General features: G+C 59.7%; 13 protein-coding genes. 7 read left to right on the forward strand and 6 right to left on the reverse strand.

What is annotated here, in order from left to right:
* The first annotated feature begins 79 nt into the window (after positions 1-79).
* Together G5253_RS03535 and G5253_RS03540 are read left to right on the forward strand one after the other, a co-directional pair.
* Positions 80-514, forward strand: a complete 435-nt coding sequence (locus G5253_RS03535; RefSeq protein WP_005334496.1) for an SRPBCC family protein — start codon at positions 80-82, stop codon at positions 512-514.
* Positions 507-854, forward strand: a complete 348-nt coding sequence (locus G5253_RS03540) for an RnfH family protein (protein ID WP_058059898.1) — start codon at positions 507-509, stop codon at positions 852-854. The genes G5253_RS03535 and G5253_RS03540 overlap by 8 nt, the downstream gene beginning before the upstream one ends.
* Before the next feature lie 81 nt (positions 855-935).
* On the opposite strand, the gene G5253_RS03545 is transcribed toward G5253_RS03540, so the two are convergent.
* On the reverse strand, positions 936-2,210 hold the full coding sequence (locus G5253_RS03545; protein ID WP_266134521.1) for an amidohydrolase: 1,275 nt from the start codon (positions 2,208-2,210) through the stop codon (positions 936-938).
* A 179-nt stretch (positions 2,211-2,389) separates the two neighbouring features.
* A complete protein-coding gene (fadE, locus tag G5253_RS03550; RefSeq protein WP_266134520.1) occupies positions 2,390-4,846 on the reverse strand; it encodes an acyl-CoA dehydrogenase FadE in 2,457 nt (818 codons plus the stop codon).
* A gap of 255 nt (positions 4,847-5,101) precedes the next feature.
* On the opposite strand from fadE, the gene lpcA reads away from it, so the two are divergent.
* From lpcA to G5253_RS03565, 3 genes are all read left to right on the forward strand, one after another.
* Entirely contained in the window at positions 5,102-5,680 is a 579-nt protein-coding gene (gene lpcA, locus G5253_RS03555) for a D-sedoheptulose 7-phosphate isomerase (RefSeq protein WP_005334485.1), read from the forward strand.
* Positions 5,681-5,844: 164 nt separating this feature from the next.
* Entirely contained in the window at positions 5,845-6,654 is an 810-nt protein-coding gene (locus G5253_RS03560; protein ID WP_201991895.1) for a class II glutamine amidotransferase, read from the forward strand.
* A 291-nt stretch (positions 6,655-6,945) separates the two neighbouring features.
* Positions 6,946-7,281 (forward strand): Hpt domain-containing protein, encoded by a 336-nt coding sequence (locus tag G5253_RS03565; RefSeq protein WP_021229360.1) that lies wholly within the window; start codon positions 6,946-6,948, stop codon positions 7,279-7,281.
* 39 nt (positions 7,282-7,320) lie between these two features.
* Here G5253_RS03565 and G5253_RS03570 read toward each other — a convergent pair whose 3' ends face one another.
* Positions 7,321-8,235 carry a gluconeogenesis factor YvcK family protein gene (locus G5253_RS03570; protein ID WP_047438497.1) on the reverse strand — a complete coding sequence of 305 codons (915 nt, stop codon included), beginning with the start codon at positions 8,233-8,235 and terminating at the stop codon, positions 7,321-7,323.
* Positions 8,236-8,348: 113 nt separating this feature from the next.
* Between G5253_RS03570 and G5253_RS03575 the strand changes: the two genes are divergently transcribed.
* Together G5253_RS03575 and G5253_RS03580 are read left to right on the forward strand one after the other, a co-directional pair.
* Complete coding sequence (locus G5253_RS03575) at positions 8,349-9,533, forward strand: FIST signal transduction protein (protein ID WP_040065205.1); 1,185 nt, start codon at positions 8,349-8,351, stop codon at positions 9,531-9,533.
* A gap of 31 nt (positions 9,534-9,564) precedes the next feature.
* Positions 9,565-11,661, forward strand: a complete 2,097-nt coding sequence (locus G5253_RS03580) for a hybrid sensor histidine kinase/response regulator (RefSeq protein ID WP_266134519.1) — start codon at positions 9,565-9,567, stop codon at positions 11,659-11,661.
* A gap of 248 nt (positions 11,662-11,909) precedes the next feature.
* On the opposite strand, the gene G5253_RS03585 is transcribed toward G5253_RS03580, so the two are convergent.
* From G5253_RS03585 to narQ, 3 genes are all read right to left on the reverse strand, one after another.
* Positions 11,910-12,485, reverse strand: a complete 576-nt coding sequence (locus G5253_RS03585; RefSeq protein ID WP_005334473.1) for an LON peptidase substrate-binding domain-containing protein — start codon at positions 12,483-12,485, stop codon at positions 11,910-11,912.
* Between the two features lie 103 nt (positions 12,486-12,588).
* The gene (gene narL / locus G5253_RS03590; protein WP_005334471.1) at positions 12,589-13,227 is read right to left on the reverse strand and encodes a two-component system response regulator NarL; all 639 of its coding nucleotides are present in this window, start codon (positions 13,225-13,227) and stop codon (positions 12,589-12,591) included.
* Positions 13,227-14,939, reverse strand: coding sequence for a nitrate/nitrite two-component system sensor histidine kinase NarQ (gene narQ / locus G5253_RS03595; RefSeq protein WP_005334468.1), 1,713 nt, complete (start codon positions 14,937-14,939; stop codon positions 13,227-13,229). The genes narL and narQ overlap by 1 nt, the downstream gene beginning before the upstream one ends.
* Between the last annotated feature and the right edge of the window lie 66 nt (positions 14,940-15,005).

The raw sequence follows: 15,005 nt of genomic DNA on the forward strand, positions 1-15,005 counted from the left end.
CTGAGCGGTTTGACTGAGGTTTTACCTCCACAACCCCAAACATGGTGATAAAATCGCGCCGATTGGATGAGGAAAAGCCATGCCCCGAATTACGCGCAGTGCCCTGGTGATGTTCAGTGCAGAACAGATGTTCAAGTTGGTCAACGATGTGGATGCCTATCCGCAGTTTTTGCCCGGCTGTGTTGGCAGCCGTGTCCACGAGGCTGGCGATGACTACATGATGGCGTCGGTCGATGTGGCCAAGGCGGGGATTGCCAAGACCTTTACCACCCGCAATCAGCTGGATGTGAACCGCCAGATCAGGATGGAGCTGGTGGATGGCCCGTTCCGCAAGCTGGCGGGCTGGTGGACCTTTACCCCGCTCGATGTCGACGCCTGCAAGGTGGAGTTTGATCTCGATTTCGAGTTTACCTCCAAGCTTATCGAGGTGGCCTTTGGTCAGGTGTTCCGTGATCTGGTGAGCTCCATGGTCTCCGCCTTCTCCAACCGGGCGAAGGAGGTCTACGGTGTCTGACCAGCTCAATATCGAGGTTGTCTATGCCTTGCCGCAGCAGCAGACAGTGATTGCCCTGAGGGTGGCGCCCGAGACTTGCGTGCTGGCGGCCATCGAGCAGTCCGGCATCGTGCAAAAGCACCCCGAGATTGACTTGTCGGTCAACAAGTTCGGCATCTACAGCCGACCGGTGAAAGGGAGCGAGCCGCTGCACGACGGGGATCGTATCGAGATCTACCGCCCGCTCATCGCCGATCCCCGCGAGATGCGCAAAAAGCGGGCCGAGAAGGCCAAAGAGGAGGGGAGAGCCGATAGCGTGACCGGCGGCCGCCCCGATGTGCATCGCAAGCTCCGTGAGTAGCGCTCAGGTTTTTCTTACAGAAAGAAGGCGCCGAGGCGCCTTTTTTTGATCCCGTTAGCCGGTGAGCTGGCCGAAGGGATATCAAGAGAGGGCTGCTTCTATCACACCCAGCCGGGCGCGGGCCCAGGCGGCCAGCAGCTCGACCCCGCTTTGCATCACCCGCTCATCGAAATCGAATTCGTTGTGATGGTGCGGCGCCGCCAGATCGGCCCCCAGGATGAGGTAAGCCGCTTCGCCCCCCTGCTTTTGCACCCGCTCCATCAGAAAACCGGCATCTTCGCTGGCGCCAAAGCGGCGAGTCTGGATGGTGGCGAGCCCCTGCTTGCGGGCCAGCGCCGCCAGCTCGGCCTGCAGTGCCGGGCTGTTGTCGAGGGCAATGGCCTCGCCCTGTTTGATGATGCGGTAGGTGACGCCGTGGGCGAGGGCAGTCCCTTCGACGATGCGCTGTACCTGACTGAACATGTAGTCGTTGAGCGTGCTATCGGCGCCGCGGGTTTCACCGCGCAGCTCGGCATGATCGGGGATGACGTTGCGGCCGCTGCCAGCGTGAAGCTGGCCGACGTTGATGCGGGTCATGCCGTCTCGGTGGCGGGGAATGCCGAGCATGGCGGAGGTGGCCATGCAGGCGGCTGCCAGCGCATTGCTGCCTGCGTTGGGCTCGAGCCCTGCATGGGCGGCAGTGCCCATAAAGTGGACGTCGAACTTGGTGGAGCAGAGAAACTCGGTGGGGTTGATCACCAGCTCGCCGCTGCCAGCGTGAATACCGATATGGAGCGAAAGTAGGGCATCCACGTCATCGAGTGCGCCACCGGCAGCCAGCGCCTTGCCACCGCGGCACCCCTCTTCGGCGGGTTGAAAGAAGAGCTTGATGCGACCGCATAGCTGCTCCTTCATCGCCATCAGCTGGCTGGCCAGCCCCATGCCTATGGCGGTGTGGCCATCGTGGGCGCAGGCATGCATCCACCCCTTGTTGTGGGAGGCAAAACCCTCCTGCTGCGGCTGGTGCTGTTCGGCGTCGGACTCTTCCACCTCCACCGCATCTATGTCGAAGCGAAAGGCCAGGGTCGGGCCGGGACGGCCGGTATCCAGCTCTCCCATCAGTCCGGTGACATCGCCGATCCGCTCCAGCCAGTCGGGATGGGCTCCCTGACGGCGGGCGCGAGCCTTCTCGGCCGCCACATCCACATCACGGCCCATCATCAGATTGCTTGCCAGCAGTTTGTCGCCGAGCACGATGCGATAACCAAGCTCGCTCAGGTGGTGGGCAATCAGGCTGGTGGTGCGAAACTCTTTCCAGGCGGCTTCCGGCAGGCGGTGCAGGTCGCGGCGCCACAGGATCAGGTGCTCAAGGGTCATCTTGGCTTCCTTGGTGATTCGATTTGTCGGCTATTGTGCCTTTTTTCCCGGCTGACCACACGGGGCCCGCAGCTGGTCGGGGGAGCTGTGAGTGCAAGTGGTGGCTGTTCGGGCCGTGAATAGTGGTGAGCGCCCATAAAAAACGCCTCCACAAGGGAGGCGTTGTCGAGGCGTGGTTATCAGGCCGCGTGATGGTAAGCGGAGGCTTCAAACAGCTTCTTGTTGGCCACCAGATCGATGGGGTCAAAATCATCGACGTTGATGGTGCGCAGACGACTCACTTCGGCGCGGCGCAGCAGCTCGGCTTCGCTCTGGGTCAGTACGCCAGCGGCCAGGCCAATGTCGGCCACCTTGTCCAGTGCCATGAAGGGGCGCTTGATGCCATCGCTCTTGCAGACTTTCTCGAACAGCGGCTCGGCGGCCAGCACGTCATCGAGCGCCTGCTCCAGCAGACCGAAGGGGTTGCCCTCTTCGCGAGTCAGGTATTGGCCCTTGGCCAGGCGGCTGCGGGTCTCGCTCGGGGTTTGCAGCAGACGGGCCACTTGCTGGTCCAGCTTGTCGCACGGACGGTTCAGGTCACGACCCAGCGGCAGCACCACGGCGCGCAGGGCAAGGCCAATCCAGCGGTTCGGGAAGTTGCGCAGCAGCTCGTCGATCGCCTCTTGTGCCTTGAACATGGCATCTTGCAGTGCCCAGTGCAGCAGCGGCAGGTCGGCCTGCTGGCGTCCCTCGTCCTGATAGCGCTTGAGGGCGCTGGAGGCCAGATAGAGCTGACTTAATACGTCGCCAAGACGGGCGGAGACCCGCTCCTTGCGTTTGAGCTCGCCACCAAGGGTGCCCATCGCCATGTCTGACAGGAACGCCAGGTTGGCCGAGAGGCGGGAGAGTTGCTGGTAGTAGCCCTTGGTCTGGTCCTTGTACGGTGCAGAGGCAAAGCGAGCGCCAGTCACACCCAGCCAGAAACTGCGCACCAGGTTGCTGATGGCAAAGCCGACGTGGCTGAATACTGCCTTGTCGAAATCTTTCAGCGCCTGCTCCTTGTCGGGATGGCTGGCAGCCAGCATCTCCGGCAGTACATACGGGTGGCAGCGGATAGCGCCCTGACCGTAGATGATCATGCTGCGGGTCAGGATGTTGGCCCCTTCCACCGTAACGGCGATGGGGGCACCCTGATAGCCACGGGCCAGATAGTTATTGGGGCCCATGCAGATGGCCTTGCCGCCGTGGATGTCCATGGCATCGATGATGCACTTCTGGGCACGGTCGGTGAGGTGGTATTTGACGATGGCGGAGATGACCGAGGGCTTCTCGCCAAGGTCGATACCGGTCACGGTCAGGTTGGCTGCGGCGCCCATGATGTAGGCGTTGCCGCCGATGCGGGCCAGCGGCTCTTCAATCCCTTCCATCTTGCCGATGGGCAGCTTGAACTGGCGACGGATGCGGCTATATGCGCCGCTCGCCAAGGCCAGCATCTTGACGCCGCCGGTGCTGTTGGAGGGCAAGGTGATGCCGCGACCGACCGACAGACACTCGACCAGCATGCGCCAGCCCTGACCGGCCATGGCCGGGCCACCGATGATGAAATCGAGCGGGACGAACACATCCTTGCCCTGGGTCGGGCCGTTCTGGAACGGCACGTTGAGCGGGAAGTGGCGACGGCCGATGCCGACACCCTTGATGTCAGTGGGAATGAGGGCGCAGGTGATACCGAGCTCTTCCTCTTCACCCAGCAGGTGCTCGGGGTCACGCAGTTTGAAGGCCAGACCCAGCACGGTAGCAATGGGGGCGAGCGTGATGTAGCGCTTGTTCCAGGTGAGGCGCATACCGAGCACCTCTTTGCCTTCCCACTCGCCCTTGCAGACGATACCGAAGTCGGGGATGGAACCGGCATCAGAACCCGCTTCCGGGCTGGTCAGGGCGAAGCAGGGGATCTCTTTGCCTACCGCCAGGCGGGGCAGGTAGTAATCCTTCTGCTCGTCAGTGCCATAGTGTTGCAGCAGTTCGCCCGGGCCCAGCGAGTTGGGTACGCCAACGGTGGAGGCGAGCACGGCGCTGGCACCGCACAGCTTTTGCAGGACACAGGACTGGGCGTAGGCCGAGAACTCCAGACCGCCATATTTCTTCTTGATGATCATGGCGAAGAACTTGTTGTCCTTCAGGTATTGCCACACCTCGGGGGAGAGATCCGCGCGCTCGTGGGTCACTTCCCAGTCGCTCACCATGCGGCACACTTCCTCGACCGGACCATCCATAAAGGCCTGCTCTTCGGCAGAGAGGGCGCTGACCGGGATGGCGTGCAGCTTTTTCCAGTCCGGGTTGCCCGCGAACAGATCGGCTTCCCACCAGGTGGTGCCCGCTTCAATCGCCTCTTTCTCGGTGCGGGACATCTCCGGCATGATCGATTTGTAGATCTTGAACAGCGGCTTGGTTATTTGATTGCGGCGAAATTCCACCAGATTGAGCGGGATGGCGATCACCGCAAACAGCGCCCATACCAGCAAGGGCACATGACCATAGATGGCGCCAAGCACCAGGGCGGCGCCGGTGACCAGGGTGGAGATGAACAGGGATGCCCGGCGATATGCCAGGGCTCCGATAACCAGGATCACCCCGAGCAGAGTGAGGGTCGTCGTCATTGCTTGCTCCTTGCGTGGTTAGGTTGCCAACGTGGCGTAACTGATCCAGAGGTCTGACCTGTTGGATATGGCCCCTGTTGTAATTCATACGCACAAAGTTATCAAGCTGTTTACATCTTCATTACCTTCTCTCTGTGATCCCCATAACGCTCACGCGCCGCCAGCGCTGTGGCTCGCAGGGGGGCGACTGTGCGATTCGCTTGTGCGAGAATAGCCGGGATCTACACGCACACTAAAAACAGTGGAAGAGACATCATGTACCAAGAATTGATCCGCAATGAACTGACCGAAGCTGCCAGCGTGCTGCAGGCCTTCCTGGCTGATGAGCAGAACCTGAAAAACATCGAAGCGGCCGCCAAACTGCTGGCTGACTCTTTCAAGGAAGAGGGCAAGGTGCTCTCTTGTGGCAACGGTGGTTCCCACTGTGACGCCATGCACTTTGCCGAAGAGCTGACCGGTCGCTATCGCGAGAACCGCCCGGGTTACGCCGGTATCGCCATCTCCGATCCGAGCCACCTCTCCTGCGTCTCCAACGACTTTGGCTATGACTATGTCTTCTCCCGTTACGTAGAAGCGGTCGGCCGCCGTGGCGACGTGCTGCTTGGTATCTCCACCAGCGGCAACTCCGGCAATATCCTGAAAGCCATCGAGGCTGCTCGCGCCAAGGGGATGAAAGTGATCGCCCTGACCGGCAAGGATGGCGGCAAGATGGCAGGTCTGGCGGATGTCGAGATCCGCGTGCCGCACTTTGGCTATGCCGACCGTATTCAGGAAGTGCACATCAAGGTGATCCACATCCTGATCCAGCTGGTCGAAAAAGAGATGGCCAAGTAATCAGGCTGTCACTACCAGACAAGGGCAACGCCGGTAGCATGGTTCGCCATCGGCCGGTTGTTGCCAGTCACAGGGGAAGGGATTGCGCCTTCCCCTGCTGTCTGTCGAACCAGCGTGCTGGTCGAACATGACACAAGCCAAATCATGAAAGGAGTCTGCCGGATATGTGCGAACTGCTCGGCATGAGTGCCAATGTGCCGACCGATATCTGCTTCAGCTTTACCGGGTTGATGCTGCGCGGCGGCAAGACCGGGCCCCACAAGGATGGCTGGGGGATCACCTTTTACGAAGGGAAGGGCTTTCGCACCTTCAAGGATCCCGAGCCCAGCGCCCAATCTCCCATCGCCAGACTGGTACAGGCGCTGCCCATCAAGAGCTGCGCTGTGGTCAGCCACATTCGGCAGGCCAATCGTGGCTGCGTGTCACTGGAAAATACCCACCCCTTTACCCGTGAGCTGTGGGGCCGTTACTGGACCTTCGCCCACAACGGTCAGCTGACCGGTTACAAGAAGCTGCCAACCGGTCGCCACCGTCCGGTAGGGGATACCGACAGCGAACACGCCTTCTGCTGGCTGCTCGACAGGCTGGAGCAAAAATATCCCAAGCGTCCGTCCAACTTTCCCGCCATGTTTCGCTATCTCGCTACCCTGTGTGACGAGCTCAGAGCGTTCGGAGTGTTCAACATGCTGCTCTCGGACGGGGAGTATGTGATGAGCTACTGCAGCAACAACCTGCACTGGCTGACTCGCTGTGCGCCCTTTGGCGAGGCTAGTTTGCTGGATGAGGAGGTGGTGATCGACTTTCAAAGGGAGACCACCCCCAACGATGTGGTGACCCTGATCACCACTCGTCCGCTTACCGGCAATGAGAATTGGGTCAAAATGGCGCCCGGCGAATTCAATCTGTTTCGCATGGGGGAGCGGGTGGCGACCAACCAGGTCGCGCTTGAGCAAGATAAAAAAATACCAGGGTAGATACCTACCCTGGTTCTTCGCAGCAGCCATAAAAGGCAAAAGGGATGAGAGGTGTTGCTGAGCATCATCACTCTGACGGCATTGAGTGTTGATCAATTGTTAATTTGTGGCAATCAAGTTGTTGTCTTGACGGGCGTTTCAGCATCGCTATTTCGATACCGATCACATTTTTTGCCACTTTATTCCCTGAGCCATCCAATCTGGTGCTTCATCACAGCCTGGTCGTGAGCCACGACATCGAAAACTATCTATAGTATGGTCTGTTTGAATACTGTTCAGGAGGAGCCTCGCATGGAGTGGGTGGATCGCAAGGTGTTGCAGCAGCTGGCAGAGGATATCGGTCCGGATATGCTGCCCGTGGTCATCGCAGTCTTTATTGAAGAGGTGGGCGAGCAGCTGAGTCAGCTCAGACCCCTCTATGAACAGGGAGAGTGGGAGGCGCTGGCTCGGGTGGCGCACAGCATGAAATCATCCTGTGGCAGCTATGGCGCCATACCGAGTTATCAGCAGGTGATGGCACTTGAGATGGCCAGCAAGCAGGCCGATGTGGCCGAGGCAGAGCGCCAGTTGCAACTGCTGGAGGCCTCCTTGCCCCAGGTGCTCGCGTTTCTTGCCGATTATCATTAACGGCGCCATGCAGGGATGCCGGGGCGCCGTGACCGTTGCCTAACGCTGGTTGAGCAGTTGCTGGATGATCCGGTCCAGCGCCAGTTTCAGCTTCAACCGATCGTGCCGATGGGGCAGCTCAAGCTCGCCCAGCTCGGCTTCGATCACTCGCCCTTGCCAGTCCCCCGCATCACCCGCGCCTTGTGGGGCCAGGATGGCATCCAGCCGACCCTGACCGACCCGGGACTCCAGCCAGCGACACTGACTCATCAGATCCAGCTGGCTGGCAGGGCCGTTTTCCGCTACCAGATTGCAGACGAAAACCAGCATGGCGCTGCTCTCGTTGATGGCCTGGGCGATCTCGGCCAGCAGCAGTGGCGGCATGATGGAGGTGAGGAAACTGCCCGGCCCCAGAATGATCATGTCCGCCTGCTGCAATGCCAGCACCGCTTCCCGGGTCGCTTGCACCTCCGGCATCAGGCCGAGGGAGAGGGGCGGTGTTGCCAGTTGATCGATGGATACCTCTCCCAGGATCTGGGTGCCACACTCCATATGGGCGCAGAGATCGGTGGGAAATTCAGACATGGGTAGTAATTGTGACTCGATTTTGAGCATGTCACTGATCAGCTTGATAGCATCAAGAGGACGGACACAGAGATTATCGAGCGCCAGCAGCATCAGGTTGCCAAGGTTGTGACCCGCCAGCTCGCCTTTGCCGGCGAAGCGGTATTCGAACAACAGGCTGCCGATACTGGGATCGGTGACCAGCTGGTTCAGGCAGTTGCGCAGATCGCCCCAGGCGATGCACTCCTGACTCTTGCGCAAGCGTCCGGTCGAGCCACCATCATCTGTGGTGGCGACGATGCCGGTGAGCCGTTGACCGAGAAACGAGAGGGACGAAAGCACTCGTCCCATGCCGTGGCCACCACCGATGGCAACGACCCGATCGAAGTCATTGATGTTTTTTTGCCACATATGGGCGTCCTGTCATTGGTCTCAGTTGACCGCTATGTTAGCAAGTGAAGCGAGATAATTGTTTGATAAAGGTATGATTTTTGCTTGAGGCTGCCATTCGATAAAACAAGGAGATGGTGTTGAAATTTCTGACCGTTCACTCCCTCGCCCAGAATTCATCGCTGGCGGCCCAAGATATCTGCGCGCAGCTGCGCCACCATGCCGATCAGGCCCCCTCCCTGCTGTTACTCTATTTTACCCAAGCCCATGAGGGGGCGATACTGCGCGACGCGCTCAAACGCCAGTTCCCGACGACCCGCCTGCTTGGGTGCAGCTCTTGCGGTGGCGTCATGACCGAGATGGGACACCACGCCCGAGACGGATATGGGCTGGCCGTTGCTGCCCTGTACGATGAGAAAGGGGCATTCGGGGTAGCCGGTGCCAGCGGTGACGGGGTGGATGTGCGGCAGTTGCTGCGCCGAGCCATGAGCGACTGTGGTCGGCCGGGCGAGCTGCCCCAGCTGATCCTGTTTCATGCCAGTCCCGGCAAGGAAGAGGGGCTGCTGGCCGGTATCGAGGCCGAACTTGGTGCCTCGGTGCCGGTGGTCGGTGGATCCGCGGCTGATAGTAGCGTCAGCGGTGACTGGCAGCTCTGCTGGGATGAGGCGGTGGCTCAGGATGGCATCGGTCTGGCGGTGCTCTATCCCGATTGCCAGCTCGCTTTTCAGTTTCACTCGGGCTATGTGCCTGCCGAATTCAGCGGCGAGATCACCGCCTGCAACGGGCGGGAGGTACTCACTATCGATCACCAACCTGCCGCCGAGGTCTATGCCCGCTGGTGCGGGCGCGAGCAGCCCTGGCCGGTGGGGGCGATTTTGCGGGAGACCACGCTCACCCCGTTGGCTCGTCAGGTGGGAGCACTGGATGGCATTCCTTACTACAAACTCTCCCATCCCGAAGCGGTGACCGAACAGGGCGGGCTGCGGCTCTTTACCGATGTGGTGCAAGGGGAGCGTCTGCTGTTGATGTACAGCAGTCAGGAAGGGTTGTTGCAGCGCAGCCTCAATGCCATGCGCGTCGAGCCAGGGTATGGGGTCGATGTGGAATTGCAGCCTATCGGCGCGCTCATCATCTTTTGTGCTGGTTGCCGTTTGGCGCTAGGTGATATGTTGTGCCAATTTGTCGAGCAGAGCCAGGCTCGCCTCGGCAAGATCCCTTTTATCACCCCCTTTACCTTCGGCGAGCAGGGGCGGCTGCCCAATGGCGAGCTGGCCCACGGCAACCTGATGGTATCGAGCGTGATTTTCCTGACCCGTTGAGTCGGCAGAACATAACAGAGCAGGCAACAAGATGATTGGCAACAGTGAACTGGAAGCCCTCGGCGACAAATTGCAGACCACACTGGTCGATCTTATACGTTGCCGCGAGCGCGAGGCCAAGTATCGTCACGAGTCCCAGACCCTGCTGGGCGGGGTTGCCACCCTCGCTGATGCCAAGACGTTGGAGCAGGTGCTGGAGAGCCTTATCCAGGTGCTCAAACCCTTTATCGGCTTTGAGCACGCGGATGTGGTGGCCTGGGAAGGGGAGCAGGGAAGTACCCACCTCAGTACCGAGCCAATGCTATCAGCCCGCAGCTGGCGCATGACTCCGGCATTTGCCCGCGCCATTTCGGGTGAAACCCTGGTGATTTACGATCCCGCCCAGCTGCCTGAGCTGGCGCCGCTGGCGAGCGAGCCGGGCTGGGCCAGCGTGATGCTGACCGGGCTACAGGCCCCCGGTTTTACCGCTACCCTCATCTGCCGCCACGCCCGGGCGGGCACCTTCGATCTCACCAGCAAGGCCGCCATGGAGCGTTGCCGTCCGCTCATCGCCCAGGCGCTGGTCAACATCACCTATCGGGCCCGCTTGCAGGAGCAGGTCGCAGTAAAAACCGAAGCGCTGCAGGCCAGCGAACGCCGTTTTCGCAGCTTCGCCGCCATGGCTTCGGACTGGTTCTGGGAGACAGATGCCGAGCATCGCCTCAGTTATGCCTCTGAGCCGGGTTATCTGGATGAGATGACCCCGCAGGCGACCCGGCCGACCCTCTATGACTACGTCTGCAACAAGCAGAGCTGCGATGCCCAGAAATACCTGCAGCTTTTGGCGCTGCGCCAGCCGGTGCGAGGGGTGCGGATGCAGGTTGCGCTGCAACACGGCCCCTGCTGGATGGAAGTGAGCGCCGAGCCCTGCTTTGACAATGATGGCCTGTTTATCGGTTATCGCGGCACTGCCCGGGATATCAGCAACCAGATCCGCCGTGAAGAGGAGCTTGCGCGGGCACGGGATGAGGCCGAAGCGGCCAACCGTGCCAAGTCCCAGTTTTTGGCCATGATGACCCACGAGATCCGTTCGCCCATGAATGCGGTGTTGGGGATGCTCGATCTGGTGCAGCATGCCGAGCTGGCGCCGGAGCAACAGAGCCTGCTGCGCCATGCCACCCACTCGGCCAGATTGCTGCAAACCATCATCGACGACGTGCTCGATTTTTCGAAAATTGAGTCGCAAACCCTGGTGTTTCACTGCGAGACCCTGCAACCCGTCCAGCTTTGCCAATCTCTGGTCGAGCCGCTGCAAGCTCGCGCGACCGCCAAGGGGATTGCGCTGGTTTATCGGGTCGATGAGTCTGTGCCCCGGGAGTTGCAGGGGGATCCGATGCGTCTGTCGCAGGTGATGGGTAATCTGCTGGACAACGCCCTCAAATTTACCGAGCAGGGGCAGGTGACACTGCACCTGGGTTGGCAGGATGAGAAGCTGCTGATCTCGGTCTCCGACACCGGGATCGGGATCGCTGATGCGGATCAGGCACTGCTGTTTGAACCCTTCTCCCAGGTCGACAACTCGGCCACCCGGCGTTTTTCCGGTACCGGCCTCGGTCTTGCCATCAGCAAGCGTCTGGTGACGCTTATGGGGGGAGAGATCCACCTGAAGAGCGAGCTGGGCAAGGGAAGCTGTTTCTGGTTCGAACTGCCTGGCATGGCGTTGCCTTGCCATAGCCAGCCGCAGCGGGAGGAGGGGGCTTCGGCACTGCTGCCACTGGATGTGCTGGTGGTGGAGGACAGCCCGGTAAATCAGCTGGTGGTATCGCTGATGCTGCAAAAACTGGTGGGCAAGGTACGGCTGGCTGCCAATGGTCTGGAGGCGCTGGCGCAGGTGGATGAGCAGCTCCCGGATTTGATCCTGATGGATATGCGGATGCCCCTGATGGACGGACTGGAAGCGACTCGCCGGTTGCGGGAGTTGGGATGCACCATGCCTATCGTCGCCCTGACGGCCAATGCGATGGCGGAGGACAAGGCGTGCTGTCTGGCGCAGGGGATGGATGACTTTCTCGCCAAGCCTATCACCTTGTCACGGCTGAGAGAGTGTTTGCAGCGTCACTTTGGTCAGCGGTTGCCGACGCGCGGATAAAAAAAATGGTCAACTTTGTGGGTTGACCAGTTCTTCAGCAAATACTGAAGAGAGCACGGGATAAATCGGGTTGTATCAATCTATATGAAAAATCTGTGCCAACTTTTTTAGACTCTTTTGTGTTCAATTTTGGCCGTTTAGCGCAGCGGCTCTCTCTTGTTATGGCGTTTTGCGTTCCTACTTACTCGCAAAATGCGAATTTCACATTTTCATTGTTGGAATAATTGCATTTTGCAACGCTGTTTTTGTCATTGTGAAATCAGGCGATGCAGAAATTTACGGGCTGCTTCGCTGTTTTGTTTGGCAATCAGCATCTGCTTTTCATAAATCGGCATCGGCAATATCTCGAGCCAGCGCTGGCAGAGCCAGGCGGCATCTTCAAAACGCTTGTCCGGATAGAGTTCATCAAGCTCCGGATACTGCTCGAACACTTCCCGCAGGCGATTGACCAGCAGCTTGTCGTTGAAATCTGAGTGGGTGCTCGGCCAGTTGGGCAGCATCTCCACCTTGGCCCGACGCAGGCCCATCTCGTCTGTTTCCATCTCGTGGATGCAGAAGCGCTCCAGTCCCAGCACCGTCACACCCAGCAGGCCGTCATTGAGGGTGTAGAAGTCGGTCACCTTGACCCGGGTGCCCACCGGCAGAATGCGGCCGGATTGTCCCGAGGTGGTCGACTCTTCCATCACGATGCCAAAGCCCTGATCGTTGATGAATGACTCCTTGAGCATCTGCAGGTGGCGTGGCTCGAACAGACGCAGAGGAAGCTTGCCGCCCGGCAGTATGTGGGAAGGCAAGGGGAACAGTGCCAAAGGTTGTAGTTTCATGTTCCATCCTCCATTGAGTAGTTGCTGAATATGACAATGCAGCGACTGTGCCAGAGAATGAAAAAAGCCACCGGAGGGTGGCTTTTCGGGCGGTTGAGGGCGCTTAGTTGCGCTGCTCCAGATACATGACAGCCGCTTCCACGCGGCTTTGCGCCTCGAGTTTCTTCAGCAGGCTCTTCACGTGAACCTTGACCGTTCCCTCGGAGATATGGAGTACCGAGGCGACCTGTTTGTTGGAGAGGCCTTTTGCAATTTCGCGCAGGATTTGCATTTCGCGACGCGTTAAGCTTTCCAGCTTCTGCTGCAGGTGATCCAGCTCGTAGATGTTTTCGAGATAGGGGCGCAGCGGTTCGCTCAGGATCTGCTTGCCGGTCATCACGTCGGCCAGCTGGGCAAGCAGCAGATCAGGCTCGGTATCCTTGAGCAGGTAGCCGTCGGCACCGGCCTTGAGCAAAGCCACCACATCCTGACGGGCATCGGAGACGGTGAGGATCACCACCCGGGAGGTGATCTCTTCGGCCCGCAGCGCCTTGAGGGTATCGAGGCCGGAGAGCCCCTTCATGTTGAGGTCGAGCAGGATCAGGTCCGGCTCGGACTCTTTGGCCAGCGCCACGGCATCTGTGCCGTTGGAGGCTTCACCGGTCACCTCCATGTTCTCTTCCAGAGCCAGCAACTGCACAATCCCTTTGCGCATGAGGGGATGGTCATCTACGACCAGAACTGTGTATTTCATCTCGTCCATCAGGCGTCTCTCGCTAGACTGGTGGGAAAGGTCAGATGCACGCAGGTGCCTTGTGGTTGCTGCTCGTTGATGGTCAGCAGACCGTGCAGTTTGCTGGCGCGCTCGTTCATGATGCTCAACCCGTAATGGTTGATCGCCGAGCTGGCGAGTCCGATCCCGACACCGTCATCTGAAATCTGAACCTCAATGTTACCACTGGCGAGGGTCTCACAGCTAACATCAATCACTTGCGCGTTGGCATGTTTGATGGCATTGAGCACTGCCTCACGGATCAGCTGCAAAATGTGGATATGCTGGCCCGCCTCCAGGTCGTTGTCGGCCAGTCCGTAATGGAACCGGATTTCGGCCTGGGTCTGAGGTTGCAGCTGATCGAGCATCACCCGGATTGCTTCCCCAAGATTGGCATCGCCAATGGTGAGACGGAAGGTACCGAGCAGTTCGCGCAACTGGGTATAGGCATTGCTAAGCCCCTCGTCGATCTGCTGCATCGCCTCCTGCGCCTTGTCATGCTGCCCCTTGGCGTAAGAGCGCTTGAGCAGGGTGGACTGGATCTTGAGATAGGAGAGGGCCTGCGCCAGCGAGTCGTGCAGCTCCCGGGCGATCACCGCCCGCTCCTCCATCAGCAGCAGTCGCTGCTGTTGCAGCAGGGTCTGGTCTTTGTGCAGCACCTGAGCCAGCAGCATGGTGAAGTTCTTGATCAACCGCTCATCGATGGGGTGCTGGCTGATGATGTCGAGGCGGCCGAACTCCTGCTCATCCATCTGCAGATAGAAGCTGGCCACCGCATCGAGATCGCCGGGCCAGCCGGTGCGCCCCGAGATATAGACCGGCATGGCATTGTGCTCGAAGCGGGTCAGCCGGATATGGTCGATATGCTGGTGGGCGGCGGCGCGGTCCAGCAGTTTGATGAGGGTACGGGTGCTGAGCGGGGCTGCGTGCAGCTTCTGGGCGGTCGAGTAGAGAAACGAGAGGGTGTCGTTGGCCTGTTGCAGCTTGGCGGTTTTCTCTTCCACCTTGTTTTCCAGCTCCCGATAGAGTTTGCCCAGCTCGTCGGCCATGGTGACGAAGGCGCGCGACAGCTCCCCCAGCTCGTTTTCGCCGTGGGCGGGCAGCTTAAGATCGAAATCCTGCCGCTGGATCTGGCGGGCACAGTAGACCAGCTGGTTGAGGGGGGCGACCACCTGCTGGCGGGTGAAGCGCACCGTGAACCAGGCGATGGTGATGATGGCCAGCAGGCCGAGCCCCTCCGCAAGCGCCAGCATCCGCACCTTGAATTCCACGTGGTACTGCATCTGATTGACGAAATTGTCGATGGCCGCCACAAACTGCTCGGTGTTATCGGTGTACCGTCTGGGGGTGCGATCCTCGATGTGCTGGCGCATCACCTGCCACTGGCCGAGCACCTCGCCATAGGTGCGACGCAGGGAGGCAGGAGTGATCCAGCGCTGGGTCTCCTGCAGCTCTTCGGCGTGCAGGGTCTCTTCAAACTGGGAGAGGCGCCCCAGCACGCTGTCGCCCCGCTCGATTTCGTAGGCCATCCGGTAGGCCTGCATCCGCAGCGAACCGGAGAGATTGATCGCCTTGGCATCGGGTACCGAGTAGAAGAGGGTGACCATGGCGACCAGCGCGATCAGGCTGGCCATGAAGAGGATCAACACCATGGCGCGGCCAATGGCACTGCTGACCGAATGGACCCTGAACCGTTTTCCCATACTGATGCGCACCTCTGAATAGTGATAAGGACCCCGCAAGATGCGTGGGAGTGTACTCCAACTTGT

The sequence above is a fragment of the Aeromonas sp. 602658 genome (genome assembly GCF_049173005.1).
In the GTDB taxonomy this organism is placed as follows: Bacteria; Pseudomonadota; Gammaproteobacteria; order Enterobacterales; family Aeromonadaceae; genus Aeromonas; species Aeromonas veronii_A.